This is a genomic window from Prevotella denticola, from assembly GCF_900454835.1.
Lineage (GTDB): Bacteria > Bacteroidota > Bacteroidia > Bacteroidales > Bacteroidaceae > Prevotella > Prevotella denticola.
The window spans coordinates 750707-773887 of record NZ_UGTM01000001.1 but is presented as its reverse complement, the minus strand read 5'-3'; the positions used below and the strand labels follow the sequence as shown (position 1 = coordinate 773887).

The 23181-nt window shown below is 49.0% G+C and carries 17 protein-coding genes; 9 read left to right on the top strand and 8 right to left on the bottom strand.

Going from position 1 to position 23181, the window contains the following annotated elements; translation table 11 throughout:
- The first annotated feature begins 137 nt into the window (after positions 1-137).
- Positions 138-902 carry an acyl-[acyl-carrier-protein] thioesterase gene (locus DYH27_RS03265; RefSeq protein ID WP_025068040.1) on the top strand — a complete coding sequence of 255 codons (765 nt, stop codon included), beginning with the start codon at positions 138-140 and terminating at the stop codon, positions 900-902.
- A 162-nt stretch (positions 903-1064) separates the two neighbouring features.
- On the opposite strand, the gene DYH27_RS03260 is transcribed toward DYH27_RS03265, so the two are convergent.
- The 4 genes from DYH27_RS03260 to DYH27_RS03245 form a co-directional block, all read right to left on the bottom strand.
- Complete coding sequence (locus DYH27_RS03260) at positions 1065-2960, bottom strand: RecQ family ATP-dependent DNA helicase (RefSeq protein ID WP_025068041.1); 1896 nt, start codon at positions 2958-2960, stop codon at positions 1065-1067.
- A 248-nt stretch (positions 2961-3208) separates the two neighbouring features.
- On the bottom strand, positions 3209-4933 hold the full coding sequence (gene recJ, locus DYH27_RS03255; RefSeq protein ID WP_025068042.1) for a single-stranded-DNA-specific exonuclease RecJ: 1725 nt from the start codon (positions 4931-4933) through the stop codon (positions 3209-3211).
- Between the two features lie 304 nt (positions 4934-5237).
- Positions 5238-6440, bottom strand: a complete 1203-nt coding sequence (locus tag DYH27_RS03250) for a C1 family peptidase (protein WP_004354803.1) — start codon at positions 6438-6440, stop codon at positions 5238-5240.
- Between the two features lie 82 nt (positions 6441-6522).
- A complete protein-coding gene (locus DYH27_RS03245) occupies positions 6523-7929 on the bottom strand; it encodes an aminopeptidase P family protein (RefSeq protein WP_025068043.1) in 1407 nt (468 codons plus the stop codon).
- 87 nt (positions 7930-8016) lie between these two features.
- On the opposite strand from DYH27_RS03245, the gene DYH27_RS03240 reads away from it, so the two are divergent.
- Together DYH27_RS03240 and DYH27_RS13270 are read left to right on the top strand one after the other, a co-directional pair.
- A complete protein-coding gene (locus DYH27_RS03240; protein WP_025068044.1) occupies positions 8017-8913 on the top strand; it encodes a patatin-like phospholipase family protein in 897 nt (298 codons plus the stop codon).
- A 483-nt stretch (positions 8914-9396) separates the two neighbouring features.
- Complete coding sequence (locus DYH27_RS13270) at positions 9397-9621, top strand: hypothetical protein (protein ID WP_172462787.1); 225 nt, start codon at positions 9397-9399, stop codon at positions 9619-9621.
- A 15-nt stretch (positions 9622-9636) separates the two neighbouring features.
- Here the strand turns inward: DYH27_RS13270 and ccsA are convergent, their stop codons facing one another.
- The 4 genes from ccsA to DYH27_RS03220 all read right to left on the bottom strand — a co-directional run bounded on the left by ccsA (position 9637) and on the right by DYH27_RS03220 (position 16443).
- Positions 9637-11883 (bottom strand): cytochrome c biogenesis protein CcsA, encoded by a 2247-nt coding sequence (gene ccsA, locus DYH27_RS03235; protein WP_029216606.1) that lies wholly within the window; start codon positions 11881-11883, stop codon positions 9637-9639.
- Between the two features lie 80 nt (positions 11884-11963).
- Positions 11964-13733 (bottom strand): di-heme oxidoredictase family protein, encoded by a 1770-nt coding sequence (locus DYH27_RS03230; RefSeq protein WP_029216607.1) that lies wholly within the window; start codon positions 13731-13733, stop codon positions 11964-11966.
- 101 nt (positions 13734-13834) lie between these two features.
- Positions 13835-15082 (bottom strand): imelysin family protein, encoded by a 1248-nt coding sequence (locus tag DYH27_RS03225; protein ID WP_244595140.1) that lies wholly within the window; start codon positions 15080-15082, stop codon positions 13835-13837.
- Positions 15083-15135: 53 nt separating this feature from the next.
- Positions 15136-16443: a hypothetical protein gene (locus tag DYH27_RS03220; protein WP_004354810.1), complete on the bottom strand. Its 1308-nt coding sequence runs from the start codon at positions 16441-16443 to the stop codon at positions 15136-15138.
- 54 nt (positions 16444-16497) lie between these two features.
- Here DYH27_RS03220 and DYH27_RS03215 point away from each other — a divergent pair, with 54 nt between their 5' ends.
- The 6 genes from DYH27_RS03215 (at position 16498) to guaA (ending at position 22925) form a co-directional block, all read left to right on the top strand.
- Complete coding sequence (locus tag DYH27_RS03215) at positions 16498-17478, top strand: IS982 family transposase (RefSeq protein WP_115338009.1); 981 nt, start codon at positions 16498-16500, stop codon at positions 17476-17478.
- 719 nt (positions 17479-18197) lie between these two features.
- Positions 18198-19154: a LuxR C-terminal-related transcriptional regulator gene (locus tag DYH27_RS03200; RefSeq protein ID WP_013671423.1), complete on the top strand. Its 957-nt coding sequence runs from the start codon at positions 18198-18200 to the stop codon at positions 19152-19154.
- 67 nt (positions 19155-19221) lie between these two features.
- The gene (locus tag DYH27_RS03195; RefSeq protein ID WP_004354265.1) at positions 19222-19833 is read left to right on the top strand and encodes a response regulator transcription factor; all 612 of its coding nucleotides are present in this window, start codon (positions 19222-19224) and stop codon (positions 19831-19833) included.
- Entirely contained in the window at positions 19830-20120 is a 291-nt protein-coding gene (locus tag DYH27_RS03190; RefSeq protein WP_004354203.1) for a hypothetical protein, read from the top strand. The genes DYH27_RS03195 and DYH27_RS03190 overlap by 4 nt, the downstream gene beginning before the upstream one ends.
- A 425-nt stretch (positions 20121-20545) precedes the next feature.
- Positions 20546-21352, top strand: coding sequence for a nucleotidyltransferase family protein (locus DYH27_RS03185; RefSeq protein ID WP_025067614.1), 807 nt, complete (start codon positions 20546-20548; stop codon positions 21350-21352).
- A 28-nt stretch (positions 21353-21380) separates the two neighbouring features.
- Positions 21381-22925: a glutamine-hydrolyzing GMP synthase gene (gene guaA, locus DYH27_RS03180; RefSeq protein WP_029216462.1), complete on the top strand. Its 1545-nt coding sequence runs from the start codon at positions 21381-21383 to the stop codon at positions 22923-22925.
- Positions 22926-23181: the final 256 nt, after the last annotated feature.

Below are 23181 nucleotides of genomic sequence, written 5' to 3'. Positions count from 1 at the left end.
CTCAAGGTGTAGAAGAGGACAGCCAGCATATCCGTCCTGCCAGAGAAAATATCATTGTCCGGTCTTCGTTGTATATCCACACATCTCCGGTCGTAGCAACAGGACATCAGTTATGTGAAATAGAAGGGAAAAACAAGATGGAAAAGTTATCAAAAACAGGGAGATATGAATTCCTGGCAGAGCCGTTTCATTGCGACTTCTCCAATCATCTATTCATGGGACATTTAGGCAATCACCTGCTGAATGCAGCTGATTTCCACAGCAATGAGCGCGGTTATGGGATGAACTATCTCAATACTGTCAATAAGACATGGGTGTTGAGCCGGCTGGCAATTGATATGAAGGATATGCCGCAGGCGTATGACAGGTTCTTTGTAGAGACTTGGGTTGATGACGTAATGAGGTTTTTTACAAGCCGCAACTTCAAGATAACAGGTGATACTGGTCATGTCTATGGCTATGGGAAGAGCATCTGGGCGATGATTGATGTGAGGACGCGCCAGCCTGTGGATATCACTGCCGTACGCGGCGGTCTGATTAATGAGTATATCGACCGGGAAAGTCCCTGCCCGATAGCAAAATCATCTCGTGTGAAACTGTCTTTTAATGCCGAACCCATACGGATAATAGACACCTGCTATAATGATGTCGATATCAATGGCCATATCAACTCTGTGAAATACATCGAACATGTCCTGGACTTATGGAATCTGGACTGGTACCGGCAGCATACGGTCAGGCGGTTCGAGATTGCCTATGTTGCAGAGTCGCATCAAGGCGACAGACTGTGTTTTTACCGTGAACAGGGAGATACGGAAGTGGACTTCAATATAAGAATCACAAAAGACTGTACCCGAGGAGAGGAGATTGAAGTCTGCCGTTGCAGAGTACTGTTCTCATAGGAATGTTGTCAGTACGAACGACTTTGACAGACATTCATGTTTGAACTGTATATCATAATCGGTAAAGGACGTACGCACAACACGTATGTCCTTTTTTTAACCATCTTACGAGAAAATCTGTCTGTGTCATACCGGAAACCGTCTGTCTCTGCAGAGAGAGAGTCAGCATGAGCGAAGCAGGAAGCTCCCCTCCATGCAGATGTCCTCTTCCAGCACCATTTCCCGCATCACGTCTCCAATGAGTTCCCAGTCACTGTTCAGTCGGCGTATTTCCGTGATGTGGTGTTTTTTCCCGTCAGCCAGCAGTGTCAGCAGCTGTTGCCTGATCAGTTTCCGCTCATCGCCGTCTTCAGTATCAGTATGTGAAAGGCATACATCACACTGCCCGCAATCTACCGACTTCGTTTCACCAAAATATCTAAGCAACTGTCTGCTACGACAGACACGGCCGTTCTGTGCATAGTCTATCACCGAATGGATTCGTTTCACAAACTGGGCTTTCCGGTCTTCATACACACTACGGTCAAGGACAATGTCCGCACCGTCAATACGGTCGCTCCTGTATCGGACAATCGGCGTGTTCTTTCGGGGAATGAAGTTGATGATGCGCTTCTTGCTCAGGTTGACAAGTACCGTATAGGTCTGGTTTCTGTCGAGTCCCGCCTCCTGGGCAATATAGCTCTCGTCCACATAGCCGTAATCTGAGAACAGGCCGCCATAGTTTCTGAGCAGTGCCGTGACAACTTCATTCTCCTTGTCGCTGAGCGCATCGAGACGGTAAAGGTCGTCACGGTTCAGCAGGAAACGGATGCGTGCCTGGGTATCAGGATTCTGCTCATAGTCTATGTAGCCTGCCCGCTGCAGCAAGGTGAGTGCTGCATTTGCACGGGTAGGGAAATGCTTGAAAGTGGTACAGAATCTGTCTATCGGAAATTCAAAAGTGCATCCGGCACCGCTGCCTACACCTATTTGATAAAAATAAGCCAGATGCTCGTAGACAGTCTGGACATACTCCTTTGGAGGGAAGGTGTCCTCAACACGCTTTTGCAGTGTCCGCCTGTCACTCCCATTATAAAGCAAGACAGCATACGCCTTCCTGCCGTCACGTCCGGCACGCCCGGCCTCCTGAAAGTAGGCCTCCAAAGAACTTGGGCAGTCAAGATGGATAACCACCCGCACATCCGGCTTGTCGATTCCCATGCCGAAAGCGTTTGTCGCAACTATGACCCGTATTCTGTCGTTCTGCCAGTCGTTCTGCCGTTGGTCCTTGACGGCAGGCTCCAGCCCGGCATGATACCATGTGGCAGAAATTCCATATTCCGTGAGCTTCTGCGCGACATCCTTTGTCCGCTTTCTGCTACGGCAGTAGATGATTGCTGTCTGAGGAACGGACTGAAGGATATGCACCATTTCAGCATCCTTGTCTTCCGTCTGCCGGACAACATAGGCAAGGTTCTTCCGCTCGAAACTCATGCGGAAGACATTTTTCACCTTGAATCCCAAACGTTCCTGAATGTCATCAACAACCTCCGGCGTGGCCGTTGCCGTCAATGCAAGGACAGGTGCTTCGGGTACCAGCCTGCGTATAGCAGCAATCTGCAGGTAAGAGGGACGGAAATCATAACCCCACTGGCTGATGCAGTGGGCTTCGTCAACAGTGATGAAGCTGACCTTCATGTGCCGCAGCTTTACCTGAAAGATGTCCGACCCGATGCGCTCCGGTGATATATAAAGCAGCCTGGTGCTACCGAGAACACAGTTCTCCAATGTTGCCACGATAGCATCACGGTGCATGCCGGAATAGACGGCTGCCGCCGGAATACCCTGATGACGAAGATGATCGACCTGGTCTTTCATCAGGGCAATGAGAGGCGTTATGACTATACATACCCCGTCCTGTGCCAAGGCCGGAATCTGAAAGGTGAGCGACTTTCCTCCGCCCGTCGGCATAAGGCCCAGAGTATCTTTCCCTGCGCCAATACTCTCGATAATCTCTTTCTGAATACCCCGGAAGTCAGGATAGCCCCAATACTGATGAAGAATGTCAAGATAGGTCATTAAACTTAGAACTTTATGCGTTCGCCTGAATGGAGCCGGCAGATATATCCCAAAGAAGTTCTCAGGGTGTGGAAAATCCGGAAAAGCAGTCGTATCCGGCTTATGAACTGTCTATCCCATTCTTCCTGGTTCATATTCCAACTGGTCGGGAACATTATTCCCGACACCCGGAAACACTATCTCCAACGCCTGGGAATAATGTTCCAAGTCCCTGGGACTGTTCTTTACTTTGCAGACTTTTCTATCGGTCAACTTTCGTCCGTAGGCCTGATGTCCTCAATCTGCAGCTGGACAGCTCCCCGTTTGAAAACATTATCCTCGATGGTGTAGGCTATATCGAACGAACGTTTGGACTTGATGTATCGTGCTGACGCACTCTGCCCGAAAGCAATGCCGTTCATGACATTGTTCGATTTGGAATCGACCAGTTCCAGTTTGATATGTTCCTGTTCACGCCCTACGACCTTGCTCGTTCCAAAGTCATATACATCCAGCGTGCAGAAGAGCGGCTTTGGGTTGCCAGGTCCGAACGGGGCAAAGCGTTTCAGGTCGTTGTGCAGTTTCTTGGTAATATCCTTGAAGTCGATAACCGCATCAATATCCAGTATGGCTTCACGCTGTTCAGGCTCGATGTGTTCCTCGACATAGGTCTGGAAACGTCTGCAGAACTCCTTTACATCAGTCCATTTCATTGTCATTCCGGCGGCATAGGTATGTCCGCCGAAGTTCAGCAACAGGTCACGGCAGCTCTTGACGGCTGCATATACATCGAATCCGGCCACGCTGCGGGCCGAACCCGTTGCAAGGTTCTCGTCGCGCGTCAGCACTACCGTCGGCCGGAAATAGATTTCAGTCAGCCGGGAAGCCACGATTCCAATGACACCTTTCTTCCAGTGCTCGTCATAGAGCACGATGCTCGACTGATGCTTCTGGCTTTCCAGGCGTGCCACAATCTGATTGGCCTCCTCGGTCATCTGGCGGTCTACATCCTTCCGCTGTTCATTGTATTCGTCGATGTGTTTTGCCTGCCGGAAAGCCATTCCGTATTCTCGCTCGACAAGCAGGTCGACACTCTTCTTGCCGTTTTCCATACGTCCGCTGGCATTGATACGCGGTCCTATCTTAAAGATGATGTCGCTCATGGACAGTTCGCGTCCGTTCAGCCCGCAGATGTCAATGATGGCTTTCAGCCCGAGACTCGGGTTCTGATTCAGCTGCTTCAGTCCGTGGAAAGCAAGAATACGGTTTTCGTCGACGACAGGTACCAGGTCGGCGGCAATGCTCACGGCACAGAAGTCGAGTAGGGGGATGAGCCGTGAAAACGGAATGTTGTTGTTCTTGGCGAATGCCTGCATGAACTTGAAACCTACGCCGCAGCCGCAGAGATCCTTGAACGGATAGGCATCGTCAGGCCGTTTCGGGTTAAGGATGGCCACAGCCGGCGGCATCGTCTCGTCGGGAACATGATGGTCGCAGATGATGAAGTCAATCCCCTGTTCCTTGGCATAGGCGATTTCTTTTACTGCCTTGATTCCGCAGTCGAGAATGATGATGAGTCTGACTCCTGTTTCTTTGGCAAAATCAATTCCCTTTCTGCTCACGCCATACCCTTCATCATAGCGGTCGGGAATATAGTAATCGATGTTGGAATAGAACTGTCGCAAGAATTTATATACCAATGCCACAGCCGTACAGCCGTCTACATCGTAGTCGCCATAGACGAGCACGCGTTCCTTGTGTCCCATTGCATCATTGAGCCGGTCGACAGCCGCATCCATATCCTTCATCAGAAAAGGGTTGATGAGGTCGGCAAGCTGTGGACGGAAGAACCGTTTGGCAGCACTCTCCGTCGTTATGCCTCGGCGTATCAGCAAGGCGGCGAGAATGGGGCTGATTCCCAGCTTTTCCCCCAGCTCTCCGGTAGCACTCTCCTGTTCAGCTGTGGGCGGTGTGTGGTTCCATTTGAAGTGCATTTTCAATTGTTTTTTATTTCTGAGCGTAAAGGTACAAAAAAAAAGCCAAATGTAACAGTTGTGTACGGCGAATATTTGGTTTCATGTCATTCATCGGAATTGAATCTGTCTCTCCTGATGATGCTAACGGAGATTCCGACAATCTCAGATTTAAAGGGGGAACTGTAAACACAACAATCCCGCTCCAAAGAACTTGGAACGGGATTGTTCATATATGGAAGAATGGCCGGGAGCAGACAATCAATCTGAAAATCAAAACATTGTCATGAATGCCTCCGATGCGACACTCCTCATTGCAGATTTCTTAAAGTCCCATCTTCTTGCGGATGTCCTTGGGGATGGCATTCTTGTTTACAAGATAGTCCATCGTGTTGGCGGCGATGAAGTTCTTTGTCATGTACCAGATACCCTTGTAGGCACCGGTCTCTCCCCAGGAATTCTTTACCATATAGTACTCCTTTCCGTTCTGGTCCTTGGCAATACCGAAGATGAGCATTCCGTGGTCGTCCGTCAATTCCCAGTTGTCGAAGCGTTCCTGACGCTGCTTCTGTGTAGGAACAACCTCCGGTACATTGACACCGAGGGAGTCGATGAGGTTCTTCTTCTTGGCATTCGAGAGACCGAGCCAGTGCGCCATGTCACTGCCCTTCATGCTCTCGACCTTCTTCCCGTCGACCATGTAGGCCAGCCCCTGGCGGGTGAAACCCGGTTCACTGACATCGCCGCCCCACGCTACTGTGTAACCGTTCATGACAGCATTGTCGATGATGCGCATCATCTCGTCCATCGGCAGGTTGTAAGACAGCGGGTTACGCCAATTGTCCTGTACTTCGACGGCGAACTGGGAGTAGAAAGGATGGTGTGTATAAGAAGTAATGCTTACATAATCGTTCCAGTTCAGGCCGAGGCTGGCAGCAAAGCTCTTCGGGGTGTACTGCTTGCCCTCATAGGTGAAGGTTTCCGGGCACTTGCCGAGGTAAGCGTCAAGGATACCCTGCAGTCCCTGCTTCCACTGACCGGAGATCTTATTGGCCTTGTTACGTGCAACCGCATTTACGTATGGCTCCAGAAGCGAGAAGAACTCGTTGAAGTTGTTCAGAGAATCGCCATAAAGAGATCCCGGAAACGGCATGGCACTCTCCGGACAGATACCATCGTGTTCGAGCGTGTAAAGGACATCATACGCAGATCCTCCCTGTGCAAACTGACAGTCGCCGTGCAGACGTACAACCTGTATGGCACGGTCCATGTAAGTCTTGTTGGCGACGAAGCTCTCACAGAGGTCGTAGGTCTTGCCGGTCTTCTTCAGAATCTCGGCCTCGAAATAGCTCAGCGTGGAATAGTCCCAGCACGTGCCAGACCGGTTCTGGTCCTTGATGCTTGTGATGGGAATCTGCTTTACAACTGTGAAAACAGGTTTGTTGGAGGCTGCACCCTCCTTCTTGTCCGCGGCATTTGCACTCATCGCCATCAAAGCGAGCAGTGCTGCTACTAAAGTCTTTCTCATAAATCGTAGAAAATTGGGTTGCCGTAGTGAGACGGTCTCTTGCGGCAACCTTGATGAAAATTATTGGTTTTAAATGTTTGGTTTACTTTCTGTTTGCTGCAATGAAATCTTCCACATCCTTCGGATGATACGGAATACGGTCTTTCCCGATAAAGCGGCAGCCGTCCTTTGTGATGAGAATGTCGTCCTCAAGACGGATTCCGCCGAATTCCTTGTATTCGTCTAACCTGTCAAAGTTCAGAAACTCCGCACAATGCTTCTTTGCACGCCACTCGTCGATGAGTGCCGGGATGAAATAGATGCCAGGCTCATCAGTAACGACGAATCCTTCTTCCAGCCGGCGTCCCATCCGCAGGCAGTTCGTCCCGAACTGCTCCAGGTTAGGACGTGTCTCCTCGTCGAATCCAACGTTGATCTGGTCGAACGACTCCATGTCGTGAACGTCCATACCCATCATGTGCCCCAGTCCGTGCGGCAGGAACATGGCATGTGCTCCGGCAGCTACGGCGGCATCGGTATCGCCCTTGGCAAGTCCCAGCTCCTTCATACGGTCGAAAAGAATATGGCAGATGGCGAAATGGACATCGGCGTACTTCACACCCGGTTTGGCATACTTCAATGCCGCATCGTGGCACTCTTCCACCACCTTATATATCTCGAGCTGTTTCTGAGTGAACTTCCCATTCACCGGGAACGTGCGGGTATTGTCAGAACAGTAGTGATTGATGGTCTCTGCACCACAGTCGCACAGTGCAAGCCTTCCGGATTCCAGCACCGCCATCGACGGATTCCCGTGCATGATTTCACCATGCTGTGAGAAGATAGTGGGGAACGATACCATCGAACCGTAAGAGTGGGCGATACCGTCCACCTGACCGCCGACGAACTTCTCCGTCACACCCGGCCGTGCCAGTATCATGGCAGTCGTGTGCATTTTGTATCCGATGACGGCGGCACGTTCCAGTTCCTCGATTTCTTCCTGTGTCTTCGTTGAACGCATCTTGACAACTGCACGGATAAGATCCATGCTTGCAGACTCCTTCTGCTGATTGGGATGAATGCCGAAGAGGTCGAATATCTGGATTTTGATGTCTGCACGGTAAGGGGGCAGAAAATGTACCTTGCGGTGTTCGCGCAGCGCGTTGTTGCAGATGGTCTTCAGACCTTTCATATTGACCGTATTTGCCACGCCGACAGCATCCGCCATGTCCCTTACGGAATCGACACTGCCATACCAGACGATGTCGTCAATATCAATATCATCGCCGACGAGCGTCTCGGTGTCATTGTCAATGTCGATAACGCCGACCAGTCCGTCACGCTGCTGTCCGAAATAATAGAGGAATGATGAATCCTGACGGAAAGGATAATACCCGTTCGCAGGGAAGTTTGCAGGCGATTCATTGTTGCCGAAAAGAATGATGATACCATTCCCGACAAGCTTTTTCAGCTCTGCACGGCGCTTTACATAGGTTTCTTTGTTAAACATATTTCAATAATTAGATGGTTTGATTGCAAAGATAGCTATTTTTGTTTGAAAGTTATTAACTTTGCAGATGTTTTTTAACGAGAATTTATGCAAGTCGACAGGAAAACAGGTTTGGTGTTGGAAGGAGGGGGGATGCGTGGCGTATTCACCTCCGGTGTGCTGGATGCTTTTATGAAGCATGGACTTTATTTCCGCTACACGGTAGCTGTCTCGGCCGGAGCATGTAACGGGCTGTCATACGCCAGTCGGCAACCTCGGCGCGCACGTATCTCCAACATCGATATGCTTGCCAAATACGATTATATCGGCCTGCGCCATCTGGTGACGCAGGGCTGTATCTTCGACCCGGAGCTGCTTTATCATCGCTTTCCCTACGAACTTGTCCCGTTTGATTATGACGAATATTTCCGTAACTGCAGGCATGGCGATATTTTCGAAATGGTTACAACAAACTGCCAGACAGGCTTTGCAGAGTATCTTACAGAAACATCCGGCAACACACATAGGCTCAACGAGTTGGCTCGTGCGTCCTCAAGTCTTCCTTATGTGAGCAAAATTGTCATGATTGATGGCATTCCCATGCTGGACGGCGGTATAGTCGATTCCATCCCTGTCATGCGTTCCTTAGAGATGGGCCATGAAACAAACGTAGTTGTATGTACGCGTAACAAGGGATGGCGAGAGACAGGACGCGACCACAAGCAGCCCAAATTCATCTATCGGAACTACCCCCGACTAAGGGTCGCCTTGAGCCATCGGATAGAATCATATAACCGACAGCTTGACATGGTAGATGAACTGGAACGCCAAGGGAAAATACTCGTCATCCGGCCGGAGAAGCCGGTCGTCGTCGGACGGATGGAGAAAGACATCAGCAAGCTCGAGGCTCTTTATGAGGAAGGCTTCCTGTTGGGGGAGAGATTTGCACAGGAGCATCTTCCCGCAGGTCTGTCCTCTGATACTCTTTCCCAGTCTCAACTTTAAAACTTAAGGTCTGTTCTGAAATTTCCGCACTGGTCTGTCGCCGATAGGAATCTTGTCAGCTCTTTGTGTCTTTGCTTCTATGCGGCATCTTCAGCTATGTCAAGAAGATTCATTCCGACAGCAGAACATAAGCGTGCGGGGCATCAACACGACTGGTGTTTACCGACAGCACGATGCGTGATGGGCATCAGCACATTGGCAGGAGGTGGACAGACAGGATTCTCCCTGCCACGATTATATACAGAATAATAGGTGGGGAATGGATGATTTATACGGAAATGTTGCCCGGACGGCGAATTTCTTTATAGGGGACGGAGTCTCCGGTGACGGCGGAACGTGACAGCATAGGGACAGATGGCGACACCGGTCTGCAGAAGACAAGACGGACGCAGGGACTGTGTGTAAAAGAAGTCTGGAAGTTGCTGTCACTTCCGTCACGTATCCGTGTGTCGTAAGTAGTTCGTAATGTGTGCTTTAAGCAGAATGTCAGAAATGACAGCAACCAAAGATAAAATAAATCAGGGATTGGATGGGTATGTTCTAAATAAATCCACATCGCCTGTCGGTACTGTGAAAGCTGTCGCCTCCTTGCAGCCTTTTACTTCTATATGCAAAAAAATCCAGCTTCCTCTTTCAGCCGCATCGTCTGCTATGCTTTTTCAAGAAGAAAGCTGGATCTGTCTGTTTAAAAGACTGGCATCCCTTTAAAAGTCCCCGGACTCTTTATGCGTATGAATGCATCCCTCCCAGGATGTAGTTGACTCCGAAGTAGGTTATGAGGATAGTGAGAAAGGCTAATGTGATGTATAAATGATAAGTAAACGGCTGCTTGAAGGCAGGCAGACTATGTGTATGAAGTACAACAGCATAGACCATGAAGGTTATCAACGCCCATGTTTCCTTGGGATCCCACGACCAGTAAGTCCCCCAGCTCATGTTTGCCCAGATGGCACCGATAAAGATACCGATTCCTAATGTGCTGACGGCCGGATAGAGGAAGATACGTGAAAGGACCTGCAAGGCCTCTGCCTGCTGCAGGACAGCTTCACGTTTATCCGGCATGATTCTACCGGCCAAATGCAGCAGGAGTGCTGTCAGTCCACAGATGAAGGTTATTGACAACAGGGCGTAACTCATCATGATGATACTGACATGTACGCTCAGCAGGGGAGAGTTCAGTACAGGCATCATCTGTCCGATGGCCGGATCCATCTGTGATATATGGCTTACAAGCAGGAAGAAACCCGACAGAAGAAAGCCGAAGATAATCAGAATCCGTGCCTTGTGATAGCCGGCAAGTGCAAGCAGCTGTGTAAGCCATGCAACGGTGAGCATCGTCTCATAGCCGTTTGCCATGGGTATATTGCCGGAAATCATCCAGCGCAGGCCGAGTGTATAGCTCAGGACAAGGAACGACAGAAGCAGAAGAAAGAAAAGCACAGTATATCCTTTCCGTATCGTATGTTCACCCTTCTCCGGCTTCCGACTGCCCATCAGACGATAGATAAGGAACGCAAAAGCAAAGAATCCAATCGTCAGATTGAACATAAAAAGGATGGTCGCCAGAGGCAAGGCATTGTACAACCGTTCTGCTTTATAGGCATACACATCAGGCAGGCTGTTACCGCCGTTGCGCTGCTGATAGGCAGAAAGCTGCTTGATGGCTTCGTCAGCCTGAGCGCTATTTGCCGACAGCGCATCGGCATAGAGCGTTGAAAAGAAGCCCTGCCAGTAGGCTATATCCGCCTGGTCAATGTCAGCAGGGTACTCCTGGTTGGGGGCGTACCATTCCGTCCTGCCCTTCTGTCTGTAAGGGAAGATAGCAAGAGGTGTCCCATTCTGAAGCTCCATGACAAGGTTCACCTTTTCATCCAAGGCAGCTGCAGCCTTGTGGTAGGCATCCTTGTTGCCGTTGTAATATTCTTCTATGGGAGCTTTCAGACGATAGCTGCCCATTGAGAACAAATCATTGAGAGAGACGTAATCGCCGAGATGGAACTCATCCTTGAACTCTCCATCCTTCACTTTCAATATCTTCTCATTGTCCCATTCCTTTCTCCAGAAAATGAAACCCATGAGAACCTGCTCGGCAGTCATGCCCTTATAGGCATCTTTTCCACAGAGTTTCTTTGTAAAGTCCATGGCATAGGTCTGCAAGGGGCAGATGCGGTCGTTGTGCAGTATATACAGTCTTCCGAACTTGTCGGCAGTACTTTGGGGAAACGATGGAGCGGCGGCAGCATGATGTGCAGGAAACAAGGCGAAGACGATTACCGCACACTTCCTGAGTATCGGACTCTTCAACAGCTGGCGGAATGTGCCTTTCGGACTGATGAGCAACCATATCAGAGAAAAAAACAGCAGGGCATAGCCCATATAAGTCACCGGTGTGCCGTATCGGTCGCTCTTTACCGTCACATAGCTGCCCTGTCCGTCTTCGTCGTAGCTTGACTGATAGAAGCGGTAGCCTGCATAGTCGAATACCTTGTTCATTGAGACCTGTGCGGGAATCTCTGCCCCGTCGTCTTTGATGGTGAAATGGGTTGTATAGTCGCTTGCAGCCTTTGTACCTGGATGATAACTAATCTCAAAGTCTGTAAGTTCTATTGTAAACGGTAACCGTGCCGTATCAGTTTCGTCATCCGCGACTTGCTCTGTATAAGCGTTGACAGGCTGTCCTTTCCGAAGATGCGCAACCCCTTGTGTCGAGAGCAGATGGGTGAGGAGAGCTCCTGCAAGCATGATGAAAAAGGAAAGATGCAGGAGCAGTTTGCTTTTGTCTTTCTTGAGCAGTTTGAGAATATAAGGCAGGCTTGACACGGCAAGCAGCATCCAAAGGAGCGAGAACCACCATGCACCATAGATATACCGTGCAGCAAAACCAGTTCCGTTGACGTGTTCGACAAGTGTACTCCCTGCCAGTACGATGACAGTCAGCATGTAAAAAACAAAGATGACTTTCCTGTTCATATTGTTGTGTTACAATAATAGAAAAAGAGAGCGTCAGAAGCCCGTGTCGGTTTCTGGCACTCTCTTTGGCGTATAGCTTGTTAAATGGCACGGAGGAATGCGACTACTGCATCACGGTCTGCCTTCGGCAAGTTATAGAACTTGCTGGCTGCCCAGAAGGCGTCGCTGCGCCTGTCATACGCATGCCACATAATCGCTTCGATTTCGTTGCGTGCTCGGCAGTCATGCAGACGGTCCTCCGCTCCGGTACGTTCAAGACTCAGACCACGTCCCCATAGCGGAGTCGTGCGGCACCAGCCGGTACGGATGTCGTTTGCCATGAACAGGCGGTGCTGGACGAGGTCCGTGTAGGGCCAGATGGTCTGGTGGGCATACCTGGGCAGCATCGTCTCCGGATTCTTACCGATGCTCTTGGCATAATCCCTGATGGCATTGTCAACCCAGTAGTTGTCGTTTCCGGTCTTCCATGACGGACGGTGACAGCTTGTACAGCCTATTTCCATGAAGACTTTCTTGCCACGTTGTACGACAGGGTTGTCGAGACCACGTGCAGCCGGGACAGCCAGGCCACGGTGCCAGACCATGAAGTCGTAGTAGTCCTTGTTGCTCATCTCGTCCTGTCCAGCAAACGGTCCATTGTCAACGAAATGCTTCTTGTAGGCATCGGCATCACTCTTCGCGTTGAGGCCGAGCAACATATTTACATTCTTACTGATATCCTCGTCCGTTCCGTTGCCATAGTACGGGTGCAGAATAGAGCCTGACTGCTTACCGTTCTGCTTGATGTAGCTGATGACATCCTTGTCCATCGACATGGCCTTTGCCCACATATCCGTGGTATAGAGGTAACGACGGTCAGACCGGGTAACATTTGTAATGTTCCACATGGCATTCGCACCCGGTCCGTCCTGCAATGAGGCACGGGTCATGCCGTATGTAAATTTCTTGATGGCCTTGGTGCCGTCAGCCAGCGTGTACCATGCTGTTGCAGCCCAGTCGTCAGCAGCTTTGTTCCACATGACAGGGTTCAAATCAGCCTTTTTGGCTTCTTTCTGATATTGCGCCTTCATATCCTCCTTGTCAATGGCATCGAGCAGTCCGGTACCATACAATCCAATGGTCGATTCCAGTCTGACTTCATAATTGTCAGGTTTGGGGAAAGTGTTGAAAGCTTCCTGCTTGATGGTGACTTCCGGATAGATCAGCTGGAATTTCTCACCATCAGGGAACTGTGTAGCAGAGATACCTGACGGCATCGTACCGGAAACCGTTTTCCACTCGATATTGATGCCGCTCTCATCAACAGGTGCCTTGAACGGCGTCATGGCGTTAGTCTGAGGCATACCGGTCACGTGCCTTACGTAACTGTTTGCAGCGTATGCCACACCGTCACCGTCCACACCGGCTGTCGGATGGTAGATAACCAGCAGGTAACCGTTTCCGAACGCCTTTCCGTTATAGATTGTCTGGCGTTTTCCATGACCGTAAGAAGGATGACACTGTTCACAGTTGTTGCGTACCCATGCCGGACCAAGTCCCCGGTAGGGGTTGTCCGTCAAGGTAAAGGAACGCTCGAAGAAGTTTTCACCTCTGTTGAAGCTGTCTTCCATACCAGGAACATTCGTGACAGCCGGTGTCGGGTCGGAATAAGCTCTTCCTTCCGTCGTACCCAATTCACCTCCCGGATACCACTCTTCGGCACTGAACACATCGTTCTTCTTGCCGAAATTCGTTTCTTTCTTTGCAAGTTTGTCTTCATCTGCCGGTGTAGTGGTGTCATCCGAACAGGCTGTGTTGAGTAACGGCATCATCGCCAAGGCGGCCAATACCCATCCATTATTTCTCTTCATAAATCTTATTGTAATGTTTTTGTGATGTCATGTAGGAAAGCGTCCTGCCGCATAAAATCAGTGGCAGAACGCAATCGTAGTATCTCTCCAGGAGCAGTTTTCTATTCCTTCACATCGAAGTCGTTGTCGTCCTCGAACTTCTTGTTCCAGACCTTACTGACGTACTTGACGAATGGTTTCGGCATTCTGCCGATCTTCTGGATTGCAGTCTCTATCGCAGCCTCAACCTTCCTTCCGACTGCTGTCTTGTTGCTCTGGAAGAACTTGTGGAAGCTGTATGCAGCATTGCTGTTCTTACCGTTTCTGCCACCATACCATATATTTTCAATGCTCCGGATGTTGTTCTGGAAGTCAGTGATTGAATTGTAACTGTACGGAGACTCTACATAACTGATGTCGCCAGCCTGGAACGGATTGGAAATCTTGGCGGTACCGACCTCATTCGCAATGCCAAGGCAACTGCCCTCCGTCTCGGAAAGAACCTGCGTGACAGCCACATCTATCGAAGCGAATGTACTCTTGGCCGCATCACCGGCAGACCTCATGTTCTCGCCGTATGAAAGTCCTTTCTCCGTCTGATATTTCAGATTGGCTGCCTTTACAGCTGCAAGACGAGTTGCGTTCGTCGGATTCCACGCAACCTCAAGCTCATAGACATGGTTCAGCAGGTCCTTGATGACTGCTTCAGCATACTTCAACTCATCCGAGCCTTTGATGTCGGTAAAGTTAGGATAAGTATCATTGCCTTGGAACTCTGCTACCTTACGCGGCTTACCGTTTCTGAAAAGAATGAACTCCAGAGCGTGGAAGCCCAGAATGCTCTCATCCTTGATCTCCGCAGTCGGGTTGCCGAAATAGGCGTGCAGTGCCGTGCGGTTGAGCGGCCAGGAGTCGATGTGCGGGTCGATGGAGAAGTCGGAAGCGGGCCCCATGAGGAATGCTTCACTCTTCTCCCACTGTTCACGCGCCTTGAGGAAAGCAGCACAGGCATCGTCTACATTCTTCTGGCTGATCTGCTTCTCGGAGAGTGTGCCCAGAGCAGCATGCAATGCTTCAACATCATCTCCCAGCTCCTTGTAGGTGGGGTAGATGACGTTATCCACATTGGCATTCAGAATGTTCTGCAGCTCTTTCTTCTGTTCGGCACTGAGCTGTGAAGATACGATTGCCTGGTTGGCCTCGGTCAAAGCGGTCGTCAGATCCGTACAGGCAGCCATGGCCTCATTGCCGAATTGCTTGTTGGTATAGTCTTCCTCGGAAATACCCGGATCGTCATTGCTGGAACATGCTGTAAAACCTAAACTGAGTGTGCCTGCTACAGCAAACAGCAGGGCTGATTTTCTGATCATTTTCATTTGTAATACTGTTATTGATTAAATTATGAGTTCGTACTGGGGACAGGTCAGAGGAAGAAGCCGGCATAAGCGATACCGATGTTTATGCTCGGCTCGTTGTTGTACTGGCTTTTCAGTATGCGACAGCTGTAATCAGCCTTTACCACAATCTGCGGCAACGGGTAATAGTTGATGCCGAAGCTGACATTCTTCTTTGCTGTATAATCGTAGTTCTCGTTGTTCGTCTTGGAAGCATAAGGATTATACTGCTCAAAACGCCCGAAGACATATAATTTCTGATGGTCATCACGCAGCTTCTGAATCTGTGAGAAGACATCATAACCGGCTTCTATACCGTACGAAAAAGCATTCTTGCTGACACTTGGGGTATGGTGATATGGAGAGAGCTTGTTACGACGGTTAGAGAAGTACTTCAGCTGGGCAGCATCGCCGAGATAACCATAGTCTGCCTGACCACGTACAATCCAGTTGTGTGCATTATAGGAGAAGTCGAACGAGCCGATCAGAACTGTCCCCTTGTACTTCTGGCTTGCCCCTGCAGCGTCATTGGGATAAGTGTTGCCGATGGAATTGCCACAGTAACCGCTGAGGCCAAGACGGAGACCTTTGACCGAATAGTTGTCGATACGCAAGGCAAGCGCATACTTGTTGGCCACGTCGAACTCCAGTGGAGACGACGCACCCTTATGAATCCAGTAGTCGTGAGTGAAATGGTCGGCGTTCAGACCAGCGAGAATCTGTGCCTCATAACGCCAGTCTTTCAGCTTTCCCCAGAAGCTGATACCCGTCTGATGCCAGGTGGAGGGCAGGATGGTGTTCTCTCCTTCGGGACGGTAGACCGTGAAGAAATTCAAAGGCTCATGGTGCGTATTGTTCAGGCCGACGGGCACGACGATGTGTCCGGCGCGGATGTTGAACTTTCCTCCCCAGAATGACTTCTGGAGCCAGAACTGTTCCAGTTCCACTTCACCGCCTTTTTCTGTTTCCTGTTCCCATTCTCCTCCCTCTTCATTCTCTTTCTCGTACGAAACACCGGTTCCGGCGTGTTCAAATTCTATCTCCGTTCCCATTGTCCAGCCCTTGCCGAAGTCGTAGCCAAGGTAGACAACCGCATGAGGAATATCGAACCTTCCGTGCGAAGGGTCATTCCTGTGCTCGTCGGCAAGCGTGTATCTGCTGACATGGTCGCTGTAGAAATTGCGTGAATAGGCCACTTCACCGTAGCCACCCACACTGAGTTTATTGCCTTTGGCATGATTCATTACAGAGTCAGAGGCATTTACCTGTGCCTGTATACGAGTTGTACCTGCAAGCAGTGCCGCACCTAAAATAACTCCAAGTGTAAAATTATCCATCTCTAACTTAATATATTTTATACCCGTTGGCGGAATTAAAATGTAGCTATAATGATATACAAAAAGTTGCACATATCGTTGATTTTTAGTAACTTAGTGAAGTCAAAACCATTAAGTACAAATCCTCGTATGTGCAACTTATACACAAAATTCGTCAAAATCCTTGAGATATGCAAGCAATTCTCTCACAACCTTGTCAATGAGCAGGGAAATATACCCCGTCGTGGTCCCATGCCAAAATTTTCAGATTTGGAGGTCGTTGCCTTGTCCTTGACAGCGGAATCAGAGAGCATTGATAGTGAAAAATGGCTTTTTGATTATAAGCTTCAGGAGTACAAAGACAAAATACCTAACCTCATATCTCGCAGGCAATTCAACGACCGTAGAAAGAATACCGCAGGATTATGCGAAGACATACGAAAGAGAATCGCTGCCCAAATGGACGGTGGGGAAACTCAATTCTTCGTAGATTCCAAGCCGATAGCCGTATGCAGGGTTGCCAGAGGGAAGCGTTGCAAGATGGGGCGAATGGGAGATTTCTCACAAGCACCGGATTTCGGCTTCTGTGCATCTCAAAATATGTATTACTTTGGCTATAAACTCAATGCACTCTGTGGGTTAAGTGGGGTGATACACTCCTATGACTTGTCAAAGGCCAGCGTGCATGACCTCAATTATATGAAAGATGTCAAGCTGGTCTATCATGACTGTAACATCTATGGCGACAAGGGATATATAGGGGCTGATGTTCAACTCGATCTTTTCCAAACGGCTCACATTAGATTGGAATGTCCATATAGGCTGGACCAAAAGAATTGGAAACCAAAATTAATCCCTTTTGCCAAAGCCAGAAAAAGGATTGAAACTCTCTTCTCACAACTCACAGATCAATTTTTGGTTATCAGGAATTATGCGAAAATAACAAATGGTCTGTTTGCCCGAATAATCGGGAAAATTAGTGCGCTGACCATATTACAATATGTCAACTTTATTAATAACAAACCCATCGGAAGAATTAAATACGCACTAAATTAATTCCGCCAACGGGTATTTTATATAATTTTACCTGCAAAGGTATAATATTATACAGTATTCGGCAATACCCAGTTTTGTTGATATTATCAGCCTTCCTTTTTGCCTTCTGTCTCTGTTTTCAGTCCTTTTTATCATTATATTTAGGTATCTTCGGAAGGCATTGAAGTATATATGCAGCTCTGAAAAGCAGGGCATACGCTGACACACAGTGGTCGGGACTGCCCGTCCCAAGGGCTGGGAACGCCGTTCCCAAGTACTTGGGAATTCTGTTCCCAAGCAGTCGGGAACAATCGTACCAGACAGGGCGATGTGCCTCCATGGTGTGAGGCTTTGAGAACCAAGTAGACCAGCTTGAAACAAGAACATGAATATATGTAAATAAAATCATTGTGATACAGCTTATTATTATATGACATAAAACAACATCATAAAACTTTCCCTGGCGTTCTCTCAGAGCACTCTCCATCAGAGAACAGCACTTCCTTACCTGCCTGCAAGGCGCAGGTACATGAATATATCCCGGCCGGTTCCGATCGGCTGAAACGGCTGGATAATCGCCATTCTGACAGCTGTCAAACACTTCCCGATACGGATAAGCCCCTCGAGTTGTCCTTCTCCTACCAACAAATAAGGATGAAAAATCAAATACCTAATAATAATTATTGTGTCATTGATTTTTTTTTTGTTATTTTGCATACTATATTGAAAAGAAGAACAAGATGAAGAATCAGAAGATGTATGAGCCTGAAGACAAGATGATCAATCTTATCAAGGATAATTACGACCTGCTGCAGAGTCTCGGCTGCTTCGGCATTAGTCTTGGCTTCGGAGACAAGACGGTACGCGAAGTCTGCGACGAGCAGAATGTAGATACTTATACATTCCTGTCGGTCGTCAATTTCACCATCAATGGATACAAAGGCTTTGACGACATGGACCGCCTCTCAATCCCGACACTTATGCAGTATCTGCAGGCAAGTCATACCTATTATCTTGATTTTGAGCTGCCCTCTATCCGCAAGGAGCTGACAGCCGCCCTGGACGAGACCGACAATCTGGCCCGCCTTATTCTCCGGCTCTTCGACGAGTATGCGCATGACATCCGTAACCACATGAAGTATGAAGAGAAAATGGTGTTCCCCTACGTTGAAGCCATGCTGAAAGGGGAGGCGAGCGATGCTTATGATATTGAAACCTACTCGAAGCACCATAGTCAGACAGACCTCAAACTTCGGGAACTGAAGAGCATCATCATCAAGTATCTTCCCTCTGATGCCCATCACAATAACCGGCTGACGGCTACCCTATACGATATTTACAACTGTGAGGGATGGCTGACACTGCACGCCGAGGTGGAAGAGGAAATCTTCATTCCCGTCATCCGCCGGCTGGAACAGAAAACCCAGCAGAAAGACGTCAGCCTGAAGATAACGAACATGATTACGCAGAGTCCTGACTCCAACGAGGTGCTGAGCGACCGGGAAAAGGATGTCATCGTGGCTGTAGCACAAGGAATGACAAACAAGGAGATAGCCGACCATCTCTGTATCTCGACCAACACAGTCATCACCCACCGGCGCAACATCGCACGCAAGCTGCAGATTCACTCCCCGGCCGGGCTGACCATCTATGCCATAGTCAATAATCTGGTAGACATCAGCAGTGTAAAACTGTAATGGGGGCCGTAAAACCACAGTGCCGGACTACGCTTCTGAATATTAATTTGTACCTTTACTGACAGGCATGGAAAATACAGAGATAAAGAAAGAACGCCCCAGGATGGCCATCGTCGATCCCAACACACTTGCCGTATTGGGCCTGAAACAGATATTGCAGAATGTCATGCCGATTATGACCGTTGAGACATTCTCTACGTTTCAGGATTTTGAAGATGCCCATCCGGAGTCCTTTTACCATTATTTCGTCGCACAGGTGATTGTACTGGAGAACAGACAGTTCTTCTCACAGTGCATCCACAAGACAATCGTTCTGACCATCACGAAGGATCCCAATGCACAGCTTTCGGGCTTTCACAGCTTCTGCATCAATGTACCGGAAGACGAGCTGGTCAGGGCCATTCTGAAGATAGAGCAGTATGGGCACTCAGGCGGACGTAATCTTCCGGAGCTGCCGCAGGTGCTGAAGAACAAGATTCTGAGCAACCGGGAGATTGAAGTACTGTCGCTCATTGTCCAGGGAATGATCAACAAGGAGATAGCCGAAAAGCTGAACATCAGTCTGACGACCGTCATCACGCATCGCAAAAACATCATGTACAAACTCGGCATGAGAAGCGTGTCGGCATTGACGATTTACGCCGTCATGCACGGTTACATCGACATCAACAAGATATGAACCATCTTGAAAAGCCTATATCGACACGCAAACGATATAGGCGTATGCTGAAAGGTCTACATGGAACTCTTGTTTTTACGGACATCCTCAACTCCTTTGTACTGGAAACGCAGAGTTCACCCGGGAACAACAAGTCGTCAACGAAGAAAAGGCACAACAGCGGTCACCCGCCTTGTTGTGCCTTCTCCATAGCTGTCGACAGACAGCCCATAGTGTTTCTCCTGAACCCTAATCAAATTAACCTTAAAATTACTGACAGCCTGATTTCCACTGAAACAATCAATTAATTCTACCTGAGATAACTAAAACCTGAATCTATTTACTGCTGTCCTAAATGATTTTTCTTTCCGTGGTACAAAGGTAGTCACAGGCTATGTTTCCGGACAAATAACAGCAGACAATTATCTCCCGTATAGGGAAATATTGATATACGTCAATTCCGTAACAGCGGGATATTCCGTTTCGTACACAAACTCTTCGGGACAATAGTCATGTGTTTCCATTATATAGATGGATGGTATTTCCATAAAGAACAGACATTCCCACGGCAGGATAAAAAGAAGGATAAATGAAAATAAAGGACAGGAACAGAGAAAATATCATCGGCCGGAAAGCCGGCTGTCACCCTCTGCTTCTTTTTATGATTTATGCGGTCCTTTCCTTTGCAGACTGAAATAAAAAACGTAATTTTGCAGGCATAAAAAAGAAGCCAATGCAAGCAATGATTTTTGCAGCCGGTCTCGGGACCCGCTTGAAACCACTTACTGACACAATGCCCAAGGCGTTGGTAAGGGTAGGGGATACGCCGCTGCTTGAACATGTCATCAGAAGACTGACAGAGGCAGGATGCAACCGCATGGTTGTGAATGTGCATCATTTTGCAGACCAGATAAAAAGCTACCTGAAGACACACGATTATAGCGTGGAAATCCATGTGTCTGACGAATCAGAGCAGCTCCTTGATACCGGCGGCGGCATCAAGCGAGCTGCTTCGCTTTTTGACGGACACTGGCCGGTGCTGATCCATAATGTGGACATATTGAGCAATGTAGATCTGGCTGCCTTCTATCGACATGCCCTGGAGAAAAAGGCTGATGCACTGCTCCTGGTAAGCCGACGTGTCACCCAGCGTTACCTTGTCTTTGACAAGAACCTGCGGTTGGCAGGATGGACGAACATTGCTACCGGCGAAGTGAAATCGCCTCATGCAGACATCCGCCGGCTGCATTTCGTATCACCGTCAGAAGATGTGGCTTCATATCACCAGAACAACTGCTACCTCTATGCCTTCTCGGGTATTCACGTAGTGGCTCCCTCTGCCTTGCAGGCAATCGAGGCCGTAGGGAAAGACAAGTTCCCGATCATGGATTTCTATATCAGCAACTGCGCAAGGCTGGACATCCGTGGTGAACTGAAGAACGACCTTCATCTTGTGGATGTAGGCAAACTCAACACTCTGCAGACAGCAGAAGACTTTATTGCAAATTCAGGTCGTCAGGTCTCCAGTCCGGAGGACTGATACGCCCTTTAAATATTATTATCATTCAATGCAACAGAAGATTATCATTTTGGACTTCGGCTCACAGACCACACAGCTCATCGGCCGCCGTGTACGTGAGCTTGACACCTTCTGCGAGATTCTTCCTTACAACAAGTTTCCCAAGGACGACCCGTCGGTGATCGGAGTGATTCTTTCCGGATCGCCTTATTCCGTCCACGACCCGGAGGCTTTCAAGACAGACCTCAGCCAGTTCATCGGCAGGATCCCGGTCCTCGGAATCTGTTATGGCGCCCAGTTCCTCTCTTATTCAAATGGAGGAAAGGTAGAACAGACCGGTACGCGTGAGTACGGTCGTGCCAATCTGGAGACAATCAGCCTTGACAACCGTCTCTTTGCAGGTTTCGAAAAGGGGTCTCAAGTCTGGATGAGTCATGGCGACACAATAACGGCCATCCCGGCAGATTACGAGGCCATCGCATCGACAGGAGATGTCAAGTATGCTGCATTCGCATCGAAGACGCAACCGGTATGGGCAGTGCAGTTCCACCCGGAAGTTTACCACACCCTGCAGGGGAAACAGCTGCTGAAGAACTTTGTAGTTGACATCTGCGGAAGCAGGCAGGAATGGAGTGCGGCCTCTTTCATCGAGAGCACTGTTCAGGAGATACGAGGACAGGTCGGCAATGACCGTGTCATCCTTGGTCTTTCCGGCGGTGTCGACTCTTCCGTATGTGCGGTATTGCTCAACAAGGCAATCGGCAAGAACCTTACCTGTATCTTCGTTGATCATGGCATGCTGCGCAAGAACGAATTTGCAAAGGTAATGAAGGCTTACAAGGGACTTGGACTGAACGTGACAGGCGTGGATGCTTCTGAAAAGTTCTTCAAGGATCTGGAAGGCGTGACTGACCCTGAACAGAAACGCAAGATCATCGGCCGGGACTTCGTCGAGGTATTCAATGCAGAGGCCAGGAAGATCACGGATGCCAAGTGGCTGGCGCAGGGTACAATCTATCCTGACCGCATTGAAAGCCTGAGCATTACGGGTATGGTCATCAAGAGCCACCACAATGTCGGTGGACTTCCCGATGAGATGCGACTTCGGCTCTGCGAGCCTCTCCGCTGGCTCTTCAAGGATGAAGTCCGCCGGGTGGGCCATCAGCTGGAAATGCCCGAGCGTCTTATCAAACGCCATCCTTTCCCCGGACCTGGCCTTGCTGTCCGCATTCTGGGCGACATCACCCGTGAGAAGGTACGTATTCTTCAGGATGCCGACGACATTTATATTGAAAAGATGCACGACTACACGATGCCCGATGGAACAAGTCTTTACGACCATGTATGGCAGGCAGGAACCGTACTGCTTTCTACTATCCGCTCCGTAGGCGTCATGGGCGACGAACGAACCTATGAGCATCCTGTTGCCCTCCGCGCTGTCACCTCAATGGATGCCATGACAGCCGACTGGGCACATCTTCCTTACGACTTCATGGCTGATGTCTCCAACGAGATTATCCGCAAGGTAAAAGGCGTCAACCGCGTATGTTATGACATCTCCTCCAAACCGCCCTCGACAATCGAGTGGGAATAAGATAAGGTCGCGGCAGAAGAACAGGAGGATGCGTTAAAACACGAATGCCTTTTTGAAAGTCTTACAGCCTAAAACGACACAATAAGAAAGGCCCGTTTCAAAACTCCTTTGTGAGTAGAGAAACGGGCTTTTCCCTTTTTGGAAATATCATCTTACAGATTGAAAGTTGTCAAGTCGTTGGTTTGTATTTTGAAACACTCTCGACTTACATAGTTGAGGCTGGCTGAACATATACTGAGCTTGTATGGGTGCTACA